Origin of the sequence: Pseudoalteromonas sp. NZS11, from assembly GCF_015864765.1 — a bacterium.
In the GTDB taxonomy this organism is placed as follows: domain Bacteria; phylum Pseudomonadota; class Gammaproteobacteria; order Enterobacterales; family Alteromonadaceae; genus Pseudoalteromonas; species Pseudoalteromonas arctica.
The window spans coordinates 195,375-209,754 of record NZ_JADYWP010000003.1 but is presented as its reverse complement, the minus strand read 5'-3'; the positions used below and the strand labels follow the sequence as shown (position 1 = coordinate 209,754).

Annotated in this window: 16 protein-coding genes; 6 read left to right on the top strand and 10 right to left on the bottom strand. The window is 38.8% G+C overall.

The features are described from left to right. Window positions 1–57 precede the first annotated feature (57 nt). Together I6E82_RS08050 and I6E82_RS08045 are read right to left on the bottom strand one after the other, a co-directional pair. Complete coding sequence (locus tag I6E82_RS08050) at window positions 58–1,308, bottom strand: cation:proton antiporter (RefSeq protein WP_007583286.1); 1,251 nt, start codon at window positions 1,306–1,308, stop codon at window positions 58–60. A gap of 270 nt (window positions 1,309–1,578) precedes the next feature. After that, window positions 1,579–1,986, bottom strand: a complete 408-nt coding sequence (locus I6E82_RS08045; RefSeq protein WP_101162764.1) for a hypothetical protein — start codon at window positions 1,984–1,986, stop codon at window positions 1,579–1,581. Window positions 1,987–2,425: 439 nt separating this feature from the next. Here I6E82_RS08045 and I6E82_RS19840 point away from each other — a divergent pair, with 439 nt between their 5' ends. After that, on the top strand, window positions 2,426–2,572 hold the full coding sequence (locus tag I6E82_RS19840) for a hypothetical protein (RefSeq protein WP_231616905.1): 147 nt from the start codon (window positions 2,426–2,428) through the stop codon (window positions 2,570–2,572). Between the two features lie 230 nt (window positions 2,573–2,802). On the opposite strand, the gene I6E82_RS08035 is transcribed toward I6E82_RS19840, so the two are convergent. The 3 genes from I6E82_RS08035 to I6E82_RS08020 form a co-directional block, all read right to left on the bottom strand. Next, window positions 2,803–2,976, bottom strand: a complete 174-nt coding sequence (locus I6E82_RS08035) for a hypothetical protein (protein WP_008135644.1) — start codon at window positions 2,974–2,976, stop codon at window positions 2,803–2,805. Between the two features lie 2 nt (window positions 2,977–2,978). Continuing rightward, window positions 2,979–3,401, bottom strand: coding sequence for a hypothetical protein (locus I6E82_RS08030; RefSeq protein WP_149614061.1), 423 nt, complete (start codon window positions 3,399–3,401; stop codon window positions 2,979–2,981). Window positions 3,402–4,208: 807 nt separating this feature from the next. Next, entirely contained in the window at window positions 4,209–4,523 is a 315-nt protein-coding gene (locus I6E82_RS08020) for a hypothetical protein (protein WP_197111450.1), read from the bottom strand. Window positions 4,524–4,649: 126 nt separating this feature from the next. Between I6E82_RS08020 and I6E82_RS08015 the strand changes: the two genes are divergently transcribed. Then, window positions 4,650–4,895 carry an ogr/Delta-like zinc finger family protein gene (locus I6E82_RS08015; protein WP_197111452.1) on the top strand — a complete coding sequence of 82 codons (246 nt, stop codon included), beginning with the start codon at window positions 4,650–4,652 and terminating at the stop codon, window positions 4,893–4,895. A gap of 654 nt (window positions 4,896–5,549) precedes the next feature. Here I6E82_RS08015 and I6E82_RS08010 read toward each other — a convergent pair. The 3 genes from I6E82_RS08010 to I6E82_RS19830 form a co-directional block, all read right to left on the bottom strand. Next, window positions 5,550–6,473 carry a hypothetical protein gene (locus tag I6E82_RS08010; protein WP_197117443.1) on the bottom strand — a complete coding sequence of 308 codons (924 nt, stop codon included), beginning with the start codon at window positions 6,471–6,473 and terminating at the stop codon, window positions 5,550–5,552. 272 nt (window positions 6,474–6,745) lie between these two features. Continuing rightward, complete coding sequence (locus I6E82_RS19835) at window positions 6,746–6,970, bottom strand: hypothetical protein (RefSeq protein ID WP_231616904.1); 225 nt, start codon at window positions 6,968–6,970, stop codon at window positions 6,746–6,748. A gap of 32 nt (window positions 6,971–7,002) precedes the next feature. Then, window positions 7,003–7,380, bottom strand: a complete 378-nt coding sequence (locus I6E82_RS19830) for a hypothetical protein (RefSeq protein ID WP_231616903.1) — start codon at window positions 7,378–7,380, stop codon at window positions 7,003–7,005. A gap of 251 nt (window positions 7,381–7,631) precedes the next feature. Between I6E82_RS19830 and sbcB the strand changes: the two genes are divergently transcribed. Then, on the top strand, window positions 7,632–9,083 hold the full coding sequence (gene sbcB, locus I6E82_RS08000; RefSeq protein WP_197111456.1) for an exodeoxyribonuclease I: 1,452 nt from the start codon (window positions 7,632–7,634) through the stop codon (window positions 9,081–9,083). A gap of 278 nt (window positions 9,084–9,361) precedes the next feature. Here the strand turns inward: sbcB and I6E82_RS07995 are convergent, their stop codons facing one another. Beyond that, window positions 9,362–10,243, bottom strand: a complete 882-nt coding sequence (locus tag I6E82_RS07995; protein WP_165722549.1) for an NAD(P)-dependent oxidoreductase — start codon at window positions 10,241–10,243, stop codon at window positions 9,362–9,364. A 121-nt stretch (window positions 10,244–10,364) separates the two neighbouring features. On the opposite strand from I6E82_RS07995, the gene I6E82_RS07990 reads away from it, so the two are divergent. Together I6E82_RS07990 and I6E82_RS07985 are read left to right on the top strand one after the other, a co-directional pair. After that, complete coding sequence (locus tag I6E82_RS07990; RefSeq protein ID WP_165722548.1) at window positions 10,365–10,937, top strand: glutathione peroxidase; 573 nt, start codon at window positions 10,365–10,367, stop codon at window positions 10,935–10,937. Window positions 10,938–11,041: 104 nt separating this feature from the next. Then, window positions 11,042–12,022, top strand: coding sequence for a 2-hydroxyacid dehydrogenase (locus I6E82_RS07985; RefSeq protein ID WP_197117441.1), 981 nt, complete (start codon window positions 11,042–11,044; stop codon window positions 12,020–12,022). Window positions 12,023–12,116: 94 nt separating this feature from the next. Here I6E82_RS07985 and I6E82_RS07980 read toward each other — a convergent pair whose 3' ends face one another. After that, window positions 12,117–13,439, bottom strand: coding sequence for a sodium-dependent transporter (locus I6E82_RS07980; RefSeq protein WP_197117439.1), 1,323 nt, complete (start codon window positions 13,437–13,439; stop codon window positions 12,117–12,119). 141 nt (window positions 13,440–13,580) lie between these two features. On the opposite strand from I6E82_RS07980, the gene I6E82_RS07975 reads away from it, so the two are divergent. Continuing rightward, complete coding sequence (locus I6E82_RS07975; protein WP_197117437.1) at window positions 13,581–14,339, top strand: 4'-phosphopantetheinyl transferase family protein; 759 nt, start codon at window positions 13,581–13,583, stop codon at window positions 14,337–14,339. Window positions 14,340–14,380: the final 41 nt, after the last annotated feature.

Genomic DNA, 14,380 nt, shown 5'->3' with positions numbered 1-14,380 from the left:
ATTTCACACGCTTTTTTAAAAATTACATTTAACAGGTTTAGTCTAACCAATTTATATTTAACGGATAGTTTTGGCTACTTTACCAATACTCAAACCCTGAATTAAAATAGAAAACACCACAACCGCATAAGTCAGAGCCAACAAAATATCGCGCTCGTTCCCATCAGGTAATTGCAATACCAGAGCAACCGAAATACCACCACGCAAGCCACCCCAGGTTAAAACTTTCCATGCGCCAGATGGCAACTCTAATTGCTTATTAAATGTAGTGGTTGTTATACCCACAACAATTAAACGTGCCATTAACGCTATAAAAATAGTTAAGCCACCAGCAATAAATAAATTACTCGAAAATGCAATCATGACGACTTCAAGCCCTATGAGTACAAATAAAATGGCATTTAAAATTTCGTCAATTAGCTCCCAAAACAAATCAACGTAATGACGTGTTTTGTCGCTCATAGCCATACTGCGACCATGATTACCCACCATTAACCCCATCATTACCATTGCAAGTGGGCCCGACAAATGCCAATGGCTTGCAAGTGCATAACCACCAATAACGCCCGCTAAAGTAAGGAGTACTTCTTCTTGGTAACTATCAATACTTTTAAGTAAGTAATATAAAATACCACCTAATACCAAACCAAAAACAATACCGCCACCGGCTTCTACCGCCAGCGTGTGCGCTACATAATAAGTTGTAGGAATATCACCACTTGATAAAACACCCAATAAAAGCACAAAAATAACCACGCCTATACCATCGTTAAACAACGATTCACCCGCAATCACGGTTTCAATACTTTTAGGCGCACCCGCAGATTGTAAAATTCCCATTACCGCAATCGGATCGGTTGGCGAAATTAATGCGCCAAACAGTAAACACCAAATAAACGCTAAATCAAAACCAAGCAATGGAAGTACTAAATAAAGCGCGCCAGCAATAATAACCGTAGATAGCAACGTACCAACACAGGCCAAAATACCGATTGGCAATTTATAGCGCCTTAAATCGCTAACATTTACGTGCAGCGCCCCAGCAAACAGCAGCATAGAGAGCATGCCATCAAGCAAAACTTCAGTAAAATCTAACTGATCGAGCAAGCTCACTTCGTAATCTATAAGATCATCAAACCCTAAAAAGCCCAAAAATATAGCGCCGATAGATAAAAGCATCGAAATAACCATAACGCCAATGGTTGTTGGCAAGCCAATAAAGCGATGGTTTACATAGGTGAGTAACGCGGTAATTGATAAAAATATCGCACTTATTTCAAGTACGCTTAGGCTGGTTCCTGGTGCCATGGTTTAAATCTCAATATTTATTTAATGATGCCTTGCTCAAAATAAGCAAAGCAGAAGGGGTATTATTTTTTATACGGTTATCTCGCATTATATTCGCGTAGCCTAAACAAGCATACCCAAAATATTAATTATAAATACACACCCTACTCTATTAACGTATTTAAGGTATTAACTTACGCATTAAATAAAACAAAAAAGCCCATGTTAGGAATTAACCTAACATGGGCTTTTTTACTCTCGCTATTTTATAACATGCTTTTGGTAAGCACTTTATAAAGAAAGCTCTTCTTTAGCGCGAGTTAAGTTGTGCGATACCATTGTACTTGTAGACATTTGGTTTGCTTCGTATAAATCAGCAAGGCCAGCAGTGTCGTTGTTCGCTTTTAAACGTGCAACACCACGGTTACTTAATGCAAACGATGTAAGTTGGCGTACTTTAAATTTAGGGCCATCTGCGTCTTTTAAAAGCGCAATTGCTTTAGTACAAATTGCTTCAGCCTCAGCGTAATTTTTTGACTTAACATTCAGTGCACAGCTATTAAATGATTGCTCAAGTGGCTGTGGCGCTGTTGCAGTTTCAATAACCATTAATTTGTAATCACTTTGCTCAGCCATTGCAGCAGCTGAACATGTAAGTAGTGAGCTAAGAGCGATAGTTTTGATAAGAGTAAGTTTCATGGTCGTAGTCCTGTTGGTTAAGCCGTGCTTGTTGCCGACAACTGAACTTTAGAGAATTAACACAAAACCGACAAACGATTAAAACAAACCTAATAAGTGAATAAATCTAACCTATAGACTTTAGTCTAATGCCAAATTACTAATTTACGACAATTGATATTTATAAAAACAACCAACGAAACTTAAACTTATCGATTTCGTTTCAGTGACTTAACTACTTGACTTACAACTTTAGACTTAAAGCCTTTGACTACAACCTCATTTATCCACCAAACCAGCTGTTAAGGCACCAAGCGTTTAGCAAAGACTCTAAAAGCTTTCTTAAATTTATACGAGGGATTAAATAATAGGATGGTTAAAAACACTGGTTTCATTTATTGCTGACCCAATAGCCGATTCAACCGGCAGCTATGTTGAGCGTAAACGCATAGCGGCAGAAATGGCCGCTGATGTAGCACGCGCTGAAAACAGCTTTAAAATTTCCCAGTTTGAAGCCAAAGCAAGGCGCTGTATGCAAGCCGAGCAAAACGACGCCGATTACGACTTGCTGGTTTTAAAAAAAACGCGACAAAGCCATTATGGATGAAGTGATTACTTTATTCTTCTTGGGGTTGTTTGTGTGTCACTTTATCCCCGCTATGCAACCGTATATGCACAAAGGTTGGCAAGCAATGTGCTATAAAGGCGCGCCCTGGTACTTTGAATTTGTGATTCTGGGTATTGCGGTTTCAACACTTGGATTAATGCGATTGTTTAGAGCTTTTTGGGGGTCGGGAAAGGAAGTAAAGCGCTAGTTAGGAGCTAGCGCCTCAAGCTTTAATTTTGCGATTTATCAATTTTAGAAATTAATGTATCAAGCACCATTAAATCATTAGCCTTTTCCATATATTCATCGCTATCTTCATCAAGCTGTTTAAGCTCTACTGTTTCTTTTTCAACCCTGCTTTTAAGAGTACTTTTAATTAATCTAAGCTCTAATTGTGAAAACATAATTATCCTACATCTTTATTTGGTATACCGATAAAACAAGGGATAGCCATTGAGTCTAACTGATTTAATTTATCTAAGTACAGAGTCACAGGCATATCGTATAGAGGGCGAATAGTAAAATGGTTTTTACCTAGCGATCCCCCATCATCTAGTGAAACATGTAGGCCTTGCGGCATTTTAGACTTAGCTGGTAACTTCCACCACAGCGTACCGAATTTAGGGTTTCTGTAATTAAATAGTGATAAGCCACCCGATTTACTGTCAACAAAGTCAATATCATTCTTTTTGTAAACTCTTACATCCCAAGTTTGTTCTTCCTCTCTTGGTGGTGTAGTTCGGATATAGTCAAACTTAGCTTTTGTTTTACGGCCAAGTCGAAAAAGGTCAAATGGTAAAGTGACATAAAATTGAATTGGAGTATGCATAATCAAGTTCCTTATGATTTTATTTAAATAGTCGATAGCAAATTACATCAAATTAACGAGAATATCTAGGCAATAGTGTTCAGCCAAATTACCTACTCACCTCAAATGTTATTGTTTACCAACCTAGCTCTTTAATCTTCTCAATTTTTCCAGCCACAACTTCAACGCGCTTAAGCGCTCTTGTTAAATTTGGTGCTGGTAAAAAATTAAGTGTTGCTGCATTGGTTTTGATAATGTCACGAACCAACTAATCACTGAGTGCCGCTTTTATATCTCCACTGGTACTTTTACCAAACGATAAAAGTGCATCTAACCGCTCTTGGCTTTGTGAACCTTTATGTAAATATTTCATAATTTGTTTATCACTTAACTGATAATAAATTAAGGACATTTAAATATTAGGTAAATCACCAGCAATTTTATCTTTTTGCTGTCACTTCAAGTCAAACATTGTCACTTTTTGACAGTTCGATCTTTTTAAAACCTACGACAGATCCTTTTACTGGGCTAGCTGACGATTAATGGCGTGTCACTAGGGTTGTCAATTTGACACGTTTCTTGCTAGGAAGGCGAGGAGGAGTGAATTTTTCGGCTTTTTAGTTCTCAGCTATACTTAATCGCAGGCGTTCGCATCTCGACTAAATACGATGCCATGTATTTTAAAAACGAAACTAAACCGCCAATTAAGTTAATGAGTGATGAAGTAGCAAGGGATTCAGAAATTGGCAGTAAGTTACAGCTAAATTTTGATTTAGAGCCAAGTGCTTAAAGATAAAAGGCGCAAGAATTTGCGCCTTGAAGTTAAACTCAATCTAATTCTTTATGTTTACATATTTCTGAGTACAGGCTTATTATTTCCTCAATAGCAGCTTTTCTTTCCATTCCTGTAAACGAATTTATTGTTGCCCTGAACAGACCTTCATCCTCTAAAGGCTGAACTGTTCTAAATGATTCCATTAAATCATCAAACCGTTGCTTTAAAGCTTCAGGTAAATCATTTTCTGATGTTATTTGTGCTAAGTTAAATGAAACAGCATCAACCAATCTGCTAATCTGATCTCCCTCGCTCGTAAGACAATCAATTGCTAAATACAGCTTCTCCCAACCATAACTGATACTCATACTAACTCCATTTATCTAATTTTTATTACATTGAATGTTTACTTATTAAATAGTAAAACTCTTTTTGGAAAGCTTATCAACACTTTATATAATTACAGTTTATTTTATTAACGATTGGTGAATATTATGGCGCGAGTTACTTGCCCAAATTGCGAAGCTAAAGCAACAATTACATCACGCGAAAAGCTAAGCACCCATGTTGTTAATTTATATTGCTCATGTACTAACACAAAAGAATGCGGGGCTACGTTCCGTATTACCCAATCGTTTGATCACTTCTTAAATCCACCGTGTAAAACCACTGCGCAATTAGCAGCGTCACTTATTAAAAACCTACCACGTGGAGAACAATTAGAGTTAATTGGGATTTAGTACGGAGGAAATAAGTCACGTATTTATTTAAATTTTTCAGAGTAAATATCGTAACAATCTAAAAACATTAATAGTAGTACACATGAAATCATACAATGTATAACTAAACTATTAATGTTATTAGATAATAAAATACCTATTGGCATAAAAGCAAAATAAACTAAGCATACAATTTTTTTATATTAGGCATTTCATGAAAAAAATTTAATTTTAAAAATTTATTTATTTCATTTTTATTTAACGAAAGACGAAACTCTAGCGCTAATAGTAAAGGTATGAAATATATAGCTGCAGTAAACTCTTCGACATCAAGATATATGCCAAGATATATAATAAGCACACATGTAAATAATACTGTATAAACTAATTTGTGATGTAAAATGTTTTTCTTAAGATTAAAGTGTATATTTTTATCTTGAATGAAACTTTCAAAGTCTATGCAGATAAACAAAGTTATCATTAAATATATAGTGAAAGTAATAAAGTAGGATTTGCTAAATGGACTTATACATAGAAGTAAAAAAAGAAAAAAAACCTTTATAGATTTGATATTTAGCACAAGGTAAGTAGCTTTGCTGAAAGTCATGATATCAGTAACCTTTCATCATATATAGAAAAGGCCCCTAATTAAAGGAGCCTAAATAATTAGGTTAATTAACAGCCTACAACTGCCATCTCAGTCCAACTATTACATCCTCCCGATGTGCAGACAGAATACACTGTTGTACTTGTACAAAAACCGCCGCTGCCGCCGCTGCCGCCGCCTGTGCCACCGCTGCCACCGCTGCCACTGCCGCCGCCAGTACTACCGCCAGCATCTGGGTTAGCCTCTTCACATGCTTCTAAAGCTCTACGAGAGTCAACATAACTAGCATTACAAGCTAACTTATTATCTTCATATAAAACTATTGATCCTACATACGCACTAGCAGCAGCTGCACAAATGAGTTTTGATGGATCTATAATGCACGAAGCGATAGTACCTATACCTGTGCTAACAAGAATCACACCCGAGCCTAAACTACATCTGAACAATGAGCTATGGCCGTTATATGGTGTGTTAGTATAGCGAGCTCTTTCATAACTACATGCTGAAGATGAAGAGTTAGTTTGCACATTATTTAAAAGTTCTGAAATATCAAATTTACTACTCTGATTCATTCCCAAGCCACAAGGTACTTGAATTTGACCATCAAAACATACTCCAGGAGTCAATGGCATATCAGGAGTGTTATTAAAGTTTTCAAAATAAACTCCAATATTTTTTACTTGATTAGTAACTTGCCATACAGAGCTATACAAATCTTTCAACAAAGCAGTCTCTGATCGGCCAGTCATTGCACTAAAGCGTGTCACACTGCTCTGTTTTGGTTTGATAAAAATATAGCTACCGTCTGGGTATGTTAGCTTTTGACCCTCTGTATCAATTTTTATTTCTATACTTCCTGCTGCACTATTAAATTTAAGTATTTCGCTGTTACTATCACTCGATAATGTTCCATATGTATTTTCCTTAACTATCCCTCCATAACTAGAAAAAGATAGAAGTGATACCATTAAAAATATTAGAGCTCTCATTTTATTCCTTAATTTAGTTTCCATTTAAGGTATTGATGTTGGCAAAGTATTAATAAAAAGTAAAGGGATGGTAATTATTTTTTTCATACTATTAAATCCAGTGCCCACCAATCGTTATCGCTGATTGCTGATGCGCTGCCTTGTTTTACTAAAGTAACTAGGTCCCAATCGCAAATAGTGACTAGATCGTTTTGTATATGGGTGTTATTTGGTGTGTTGCGCCCGTCAAGCTGCGCGTATTTATAAGCAAGCTCTACATACTCGCGGGCTTGTTACCAATGGGCTTCAGTTATGTGCCAGCTACCTGCTTTTTGTGAATATGTTTTAGCCAATGACTCAATAGCTAAGCGCTGATCATGCTTTATTTGCTCATCAATATTTAAAACTTGAAGTTGGCCGTCTCGTATTTGATAAATTTGGCAGTTTCGGGCGATCCTTTTTCCGCTATTTAGATCCTTTATTACTTCATCAACGTCATTTTTTGAGGTGCATATCATATCGAGTAACAACTCAGCCCTAGACCCTGCGGCTATGGGCGTACAGTTATTACCACTAGTCCAAGATACGTCGGCTGCGCCGACGTTGGTGTTATCCTTAGTATTGAGTTTTCGGCTGTGCCTTTGGGTTGCCTTGTACATTCTACTAGGCGAGTTTTAAGACTCGTTTCGGTTGTAACGTTATAAACATTGTTAATCATCCGGTGAAGCTTTGATTCGATACTTACATTGGTAACAATGCCTTTTATGCGGCGACCTACTTCGGCGTAGTCTTTCCAATTGGCGGTGTCTGCAGCGTGACGAATAGGTTCTATGGTTTTGTCACTTATTGCTTTGCCCTTCGGTATACTGCGCAATTCACGATACACGGTAACGCTTGGTGAACCATGTAACAAAAGCGGTATTGCCAAGTGATAGTCCCCTTAGCTGATACCCTTACACTTAAACTATCTCTATGCGATAATACACAAGGTGTTTGATTTTTACCTAGCAGCTTTCTTAATTTGGCATCCCTTATCGCCATTTAATTTTTTATACACAGTTAGCAAAAAATTTATACACGAAACTATACACACAACGCGCCAATTACAAGAAACTCGAAAATACAAAAATAAACTGAGTAGCGCTAATAACCCGTAAATATAAAGGGCTAAGACATAGAATGAATAATGAAAGTTATCAAGGAAATCAAGCAACAATCTATTGGCACGACTACGAGACTTGGGGGGCGAGCCCTCAAAAGGATAAGCCGAGCCAATTTGCGGGTATTCGTACCGATCTTGATTTAAATATTATTGGCGAGCCGCTTATTGAATATTGTAAGCCGCAAGCGGATTACTTACCTCACCCTGAGGCGTGTTTAATTACGGGTATTACGCCACAAGTAGCGATGAAAAAAGGCTTAGTTGAAGCTGAGTTTATAGCAAAAATTCATGCCGAATTTAGCGTGCCAAATACCTGTGTTGCCGGTTATAACAGTATTCGGTTTGATGACGAAGTGAGTCGTTATAGCTTTTACCGTAATTTTTACGACCCATACGAGCGCGAATACAAAAATAATAATAGTCGCTGGGATATTATTGATTTAGTACGCGCTTGTTACGCGCTGCGCCCTGAAGGCATTGAATGGCCGTTAAAAGAAGACGGCAGCCCAAGCTTTAAGCTAGAACATTTAACGGTAGCTAATGGTATTGAACACGCCGCTGCGCACGATGCGCTAAGCGATGTAACCGCCACTATTGCACTGGCTAAACTAATAAAAGAAAAACAGCCAAAGCTGTATAACTTCTTTTTTGGTTTGCGTGGCAAAAAAGCACTCGCTGAATTGGTTGATGTATTTAACATGACGCCGCTGGTGCATACCACGTCGCGCATACCTGCAACACAAGGCTGCACAAGCTGGGTTGCACCAATGAGCTTTCATCCGGTAAATAAAAATGCGGTTATTTGTTTTGATTTAACTCAAAACCCGCAAGTACTCATTGATTTAAACGTAGAAGAGTTACGCAAACGTTTATACACCAAACGTGTAGATTTAGCCGAAGACGATTTACCTGTTGGCTTAAAACTAGTGCATTTAAACAAGTGCCCTATTTTAGCCCCAGCTAAAACATTATTGCCTGAAAACGCCGCCCGCCTTGGGATTGATCGCGAGCAGTGCTTAGCTAACTTAGCTATTTTAAAAGCCAATACCGACCTTCGCGATAAAGTAACGGAGGTGTTTAACGAGCAAGGCGATTACAGCGCAACCACTAACGTTGACTACTTACTTTACGATGGGTTTACAAGCCATGCTGATAAAGCTAAGTTTGCGATTATTCGTGATGCAAAACCAGATGAATTAGCAGGGTTGAAATTAGACTTTGAAGATAAAAAGTTTAATACCTTGTTGTTTAGATACCGCGCCCGTAACTGGCCTGAAACGCTAAACCAGCAAGAGCTTGACCAATGGCGCCAGTATTGCCAAAACAAGTTAATGCACGGGGAAGATCAACCATCGATTAACGCGCAAGATTTTATGATCACCCTTGAGAACCTAGCGCATGAGCATGACGACAGCGAAAAAAATCTTACAATTTTAAAGGCGCTATATAACTACGCTCAAAGCATGTAATTTTGTTTGTATAACGCATTAAAAACGCGACGCTTTAGCAATAAAGCGTCGCGTTTTTGTTTATTAATATCTGTATCACTACAAAGAAAGCAAAATTTATTTCACAAAGAGAAGCGAATGAGGAGTAAATGAGAAACATAAAAACAATAGTTTTTTAGATCTATTACTTCCTCTAAAAGCGCAGCGCCTCATAACCTCTTTGTGAATAAATTACTTTACGGGCTTTGCCCGTCACGCCAGCAAGCTTCGCGTCTACATCGACATACTCAACGTAAACGTTACTTTTTATGCAGCGCTTCAATGCGTGCTAGTAAGCTTGAGGTGTCGTATCTGCCACCGCCAAGTGCTTGTACGTCGGCGTAGTATTGATCGACCGTTGCGGTCATTGGTAAAGTAGCGCCGTTGTTTTTAGCTTCATCGAGTGCAATGCCTAAATCTTTACGCATCCAATCTACGGCAAAACCAAACTCGTATTCCCCCGCCCACATTGTTTTGTAGCGATTTTCCATTTGCCACGAACCGGCTGCACCTTTAGAAATGGTTTCTATAACTTTTTCACCATCAAGCCCTGCTTGTTTGGCAAAATGTAAGCCTTCGGCTAAACCTTGCACTGCGCCAGCAATACAAATTTGATTAACCATTTTACAAAGTTGTCCCGAGCCAACGCCGCCTAGTAATTGGCTAAAACGACTAAATGCCGCCATAACTGGCTGCACTTTAGCAAATACGGCTTCACTGCCACCCGCCATAACCGTTAATACGCCGTTTTCGGCGCCAGCTTGTCCGCCCGATACAGGCGCATCTATAAAGTCGATATTTTGCAGAGCCGCTTTTGCAGCCACTTCGCGTGCTACTTCGGCAGAGGTTGTGGTGTGATCAACCAAAATAGTGTGCGGCAACATGCCCGCTAACACGCCGTCGTCGCCATACACTACTGAGCGTAAATCGTCATCGTTACCAACACACATAAATACGATGTCGGCATTGTTGGCAGCTTCGCGTGGGGTTGGTGCAAAGCTTCCTGAATGTTCTGCAGTCCACGCTTGTGCTTTAGCTTGAGTGCGGTTAAAAACGCATACGCTGTGCCCTTCTTTTGCTAAATGCCCCGCCATTGGGTAACCCATTACGCCTAAACCTATAAATGCGACTTTCATTGACATAAAAATGACCTATTAAACTGATAACTTAGAAACTAGACCTCGATTATGTCAACCGGTCGATAAAAAAGCGAATGAAAGTCTTTATAAAATTTCCTTAGCGGGAAAGGTAAGTAGGTAACCTATGGATAGTATTTATCAATTTAATGCACCACTTTTTAACAGCGAAACTTTTTCTCTTAGCCAATTACAGGGCAAAACCGTTCTTATTGTTAATACAGCGAGTAAGTGTAATTTTTCGGTGCAATTAAACGCGCTCGAAAAGCTCTATCAGCAATACAAAAGCAATGGTTTTACTGTACTTGCGTTTCCGTGCAACCAGTTTGGCCAAAATGAGCCGCTTGATAATTTAGCCATTAAAGACTTTTACCAAGAGCAATTTAATGTCTCATTTGAGATATTTGGCAAGGTAATGGTAAATGGGCCAGAAACACATCCGTTGTTTAATTATTTAAAGTCGCATACGCGGGGTATTTCGCAAAATCGTGCAATTAAGTGGAATTTCACTAAGTTTTTAATTAACTCGCAAGGGCAACTTGTTGCACGCTATGCACCGCGTACTAAGCCCGAAACACTTAAACAAGTAATAGAAAGTAACTTACTGCAAGCCGCAAAGTTAAGCGCTGCCAGAGGTGGTAAAAAGGTACCGTCTAAAATACCTTTGTTTACCTCAAGTAAGGCTCCGCTTAAGGCTTAATTTAAATCAATAAAATGCGTGTTACTAAAGCACAGGTTTATAAAGTAGTTTATTGTATTAAAGGTTAACTACCCTACAAATACTTAAGCATCGAGGCTATTACCATGAACATTGCTTTTTTTAGTACTCAAAAGTACGAACTGCCTTTTTTTGAACAAAGTACACGCGGTAACCGTGATATAAAAATAACGTATTTTGAACAAGCCCTGAGCGAACAAACGGCTATTTTAGCAAACGGGTTTGATGCCATATGCGTATTTGTTAACGACACCGTAAACGCCACGGTTATTGAACAACTAGCTCGCCAAGGCATAAATACTATTTTGCTGCGTTGTGCAGGATTTAATAACGTTGATTTACCTGCAGCAAAAGCACACAAAATTAAAGTATTACGCGTCCCTGCTTACAGCCCTGAAGCCGTAGCTGAACACTGTATTGCACTTATGCTAACGCTTAGCCGTAAAACTCATAAAGCATACAACCGCGTACGCGAAGGTAACTTTGATTTAAACGGGCTACTTGGTTTTAACTTGCACAATAAAACCGTGGGTATTGTAGGTTGCGGTAAAATTGGCCTTGCGCTGTGCAACATTTTAAATGGCTTTGGCGCTAAAGTATTAGTGTGCGACCCCTACGCACAACCTGGCAATTATACAATTACCGATATAGACACCTTACTTAGCCAAAGCGATGTGATTTCTTTGCATTGCCCTTTAACGGAGCAAACTCATCATTTAATAAATGACGAGGCGTTTAGTAAAATGAAAACCGGCGTTATGCTTATTAACACCTCACGAGGCGCACTGCTTAACAGCAAAGCGTGCATTAATGCGCTTAAAACTAAAAAATTAGGGTACTTGGGGCTCGACGTTTACGAGCAAGAGTCGGAGCTATTTTTTAAAAACCACAGCGACGAAATAAATCAAGACGATATATTCTCGCGCTTAGTGAGCTTTAAAAACGTATTAGTAACGGGGCATCAGGGATTTTTTACGCAAGAAGCACTTACCGAAATAGCAAACACAACCGTATTTAACGCGCTTGAAGTAAATGAAGGTAGGCCTCTAACTAATGAGGTTTTATAAAGACCTAAGCTATACCTAAATAACAGGCACAAAAAAAGCGAATAAGGTGAGCCCTATTCGCTTTTTTTGTTTAAAAATTCACTTTAAATAGAGCTTAACCAAACGCGACGTTTGCAAATACCAAGGTCATTAATATTGGGCAAACAAAACGAATATACTGAGCAAACCAGTAATGTACGCCTGTTGTTGCTTGGTGTAATTTATTACCACGCTGCCACATCCACCCTACTGTAATAAAGTAAAACAAACCCATAAGCGGTAATTGGTATTGGGTAAATAGCATAATGACTAAGCCAAATAACCAATCAAAATTTAATATAATGGCGCTTGCACACACAAGTACAACAGCGCTTACTGCCCATGTTGCTTTGGTGCGGCTAACTTTATGATTTTCGACTAAAAACGCCACCGGAATTTCGGTGGTCGATATAGTTGACGTAACCGATGCGATAGACATTAATACAAAAAACAATAAACCAACTAATAAGCCAATTTCGCCCATGGTGCTAAATAGTTCAGGTAAAATAGCAAAAATAAGTTGCCCTTCGCCAATCAGTTTACCACCACTAAATACCTCAACACCGTTGTGCTGCGCTACATAAATCGCGGGTATAATAAGTAAGCCAGCTAAAAACGCGACACTGGTATCGAGTAAGGCAACACTTGCGGTAAGCTTTGGCAAGCTCGCACCAGGTTGTAAGTACGATCCGTAAATCATCATACAGCCTACACCTAACGAGAGCGAAAAGAACGCTTGCCCCATTGCGGCAATAATTAAATTAGGATCGAGTATTTGGCTAAAATCAGGAATTAAATACGCGGCAAAGCCTTCACTTGCGCCATCGAGTGTTGCAATGTAGGCAATTAAACCAACAAGCAATACAAGTAACAGTGGCATTAAACGGCGCGACCAGGTTTCGATTCCCGATTTAACACCTTTTAAAATAATACTGGCAGTTAAAATAAGCATAAGCGGCGTAAATACAAAATTACGAAGCACTGAGTCGCTATGTAAAAATTCGCTTGCGCCTGTGAAACCTAAAAAGGTCGTTATGGGTTCAATAGCGTAGGAGAGCATCCACCCTGCCACTATTGAGTAAAAACTTAGCATAACAACTGCGCCCGCAAGGCCTATATAACCTGCTGCTGCACCTACTTTACGGTTAGTGTTTTGCCATGCATCGCCCAATGCTTTTACCGGGTTAGCTTGTGCTTTGTGACCTAAATAAAGTTCGGTATACAGCGCAGGAAGCGCAAGTAAAAATATAACAATAAAGTAAACCAGTAAAAATGCACCGCCACCATGGTTGGCCGCTTGCGTAGGAAAACCCCAAATATTACCCAAACCCACTGCTGCGCCAGCAGCGGCTAAAACAAAACCAAGTCGGCTTTGAAACCCATCACGCACTTGTGCCATACATCTACAAATCTGTTATTATTTTGATTATTGTGAATTAAACCATATTTCATGCCAGCTGAGTAATAAAATTGTACCCAGCCTTTATTAGTGGCGTTAACCGCTCACAATATCAGCGACTTCTTTTGCTTTAGGGCTTTTATGACTGAACACTATTTTAAAAACGCCTTGAGTATTACTTCAACTCAATTGATAAATTTGTCTTTAGCGAGTAACAGTATTTTATTATTTAATGCTAAAACACTTGAGCTTAGTGACTTTAATTTGCCCGACTGCTTAAGCCCATTTGAGTTAACCATTATAAACCGCCGTAAAAGCCCACAAGCTAAGCAAGAGTATTTAGCTACGCGGTTATTGTTAAAACATCTTATTAAAGTAACGCAGCCGCAACATACGCACGTACCCCTTAATAAAATGAGTACAGAATTTGACGAAGCAAGCTCAAAACTGCAAATACATGTGAGTGGTGATGTTATTAATACCTGTATTTCGCACTCGCATGGTTTGGTTGGCGTTGCGCTAAATCTTGATAAAAGTGAGTTTGGGTTTGATATTGAAAAAGTAAGCCTAAAGCGCCCGTTTGAAAAGCTCGCTAAGCATTTTTACCATAATGATGAAATTACACTTATCACTGAGCCTACTAATACCCAAGCCCAAGCAGATACATTTTTTAGAATTTGGACATTAAAAGAGTCACTTGCTAAAGCCACCAGCCGCCCTATTGCAAAATTACTTAGCCCCAATGTGTTTGACGAATTACATAGTGCAAAGCTGAGTGCTTGCAGTAATAGCATTACTGTAGCTGATAGCAGTGACCGCAATGTTTGTTTTGATGTGAGTGTGGTGCATAAAAAAAGCACCGACTGGCGATGCTTTTTATTAAATGACTTTATTAATTAATTTTGTTAAGTAACTTTATTAACTGATTTTACTAGGTGATT

Bases quoted from the DNA above. Each gene is read 5' to 3' on its own strand.
- I6E82_RS07975 (WP_197117437.1), top strand. From the start codon at position 13,581: ATGACTGAACACTATTTTAAAAACGCCTTGAGTATTACTTCAACTCAA.
- I6E82_RS07980 (WP_197117439.1), bottom strand. From the start codon at position 13,439: ATGGCACAAGTGCGTGATGGGTTTCAAAGCCGACTTGGTTTTGTTTTA.
- sbcB (WP_197111456.1), top strand. From the start codon at position 7,632: ATGAATAATGAAAGTTATCAAGGAAATCAAGCAACAATCTATTGGCAC.
- I6E82_RS19840 (WP_231616905.1), top strand. From the start codon at position 2,426: ATGGCCGCTGATGTAGCACGCGCTGAAAACAGCTTTAAAATTTCCCAG.
- I6E82_RS19835 (WP_231616904.1), bottom strand. From the start codon at position 6,970: ATGATATGCACCTCAAAAAATGACGTTGATGAAGTAATAAAGGATCTA.
- I6E82_RS07995 (WP_165722549.1), bottom strand. From the start codon at position 10,243: ATGTCAATGAAAGTCGCATTTATAGGTTTAGGCGTAATGGGTTACCCA.
- I6E82_RS08030 (WP_149614061.1), bottom strand. From the start codon at position 3,401: ATGCATACTCCAATTCAATTTTATGTCACTTTACCATTTGACCTTTTT.
- I6E82_RS08045 (WP_101162764.1), bottom strand. From the start codon at position 1,986: ATGAAACTTACTCTTATCAAAACTATCGCTCTTAGCTCACTACTTACA.
- I6E82_RS08010 (WP_197117443.1), bottom strand. From the start codon at position 6,473: ATGAGAGCTCTAATATTTTTAATGGTATCACTTCTATCTTTTTCTAGT.
- I6E82_RS08020 (WP_197111450.1), bottom strand. From the start codon at position 4,523: ATGAGTATCAGTTATGGTTGGGAGAAGCTGTATTTAGCAATTGATTGT.
- I6E82_RS07990 (WP_165722548.1), top strand. From the start codon at position 10,365: ATGGATAGTATTTATCAATTTAATGCACCACTTTTTAACAGCGAAACT.
- I6E82_RS08050 (WP_007583286.1), bottom strand. From the start codon at position 1,308: ATGGCACCAGGAACCAGCCTAAGCGTACTTGAAATAAGTGCGATATTT.
- I6E82_RS08035 (WP_008135644.1), bottom strand. From the start codon at position 2,976: ATGTTTTCACAATTAGAGCTTAGATTAATTAAAAGTACTCTTAAAAGC.
- I6E82_RS08015 (WP_197111452.1), top strand. From the start codon at position 4,650: ATGGCGCGAGTTACTTGCCCAAATTGCGAAGCTAAAGCAACAATTACA.
- I6E82_RS07985 (WP_197117441.1), top strand. From the start codon at position 11,042: ATGAACATTGCTTTTTTTAGTACTCAAAAGTACGAACTGCCTTTTTTT.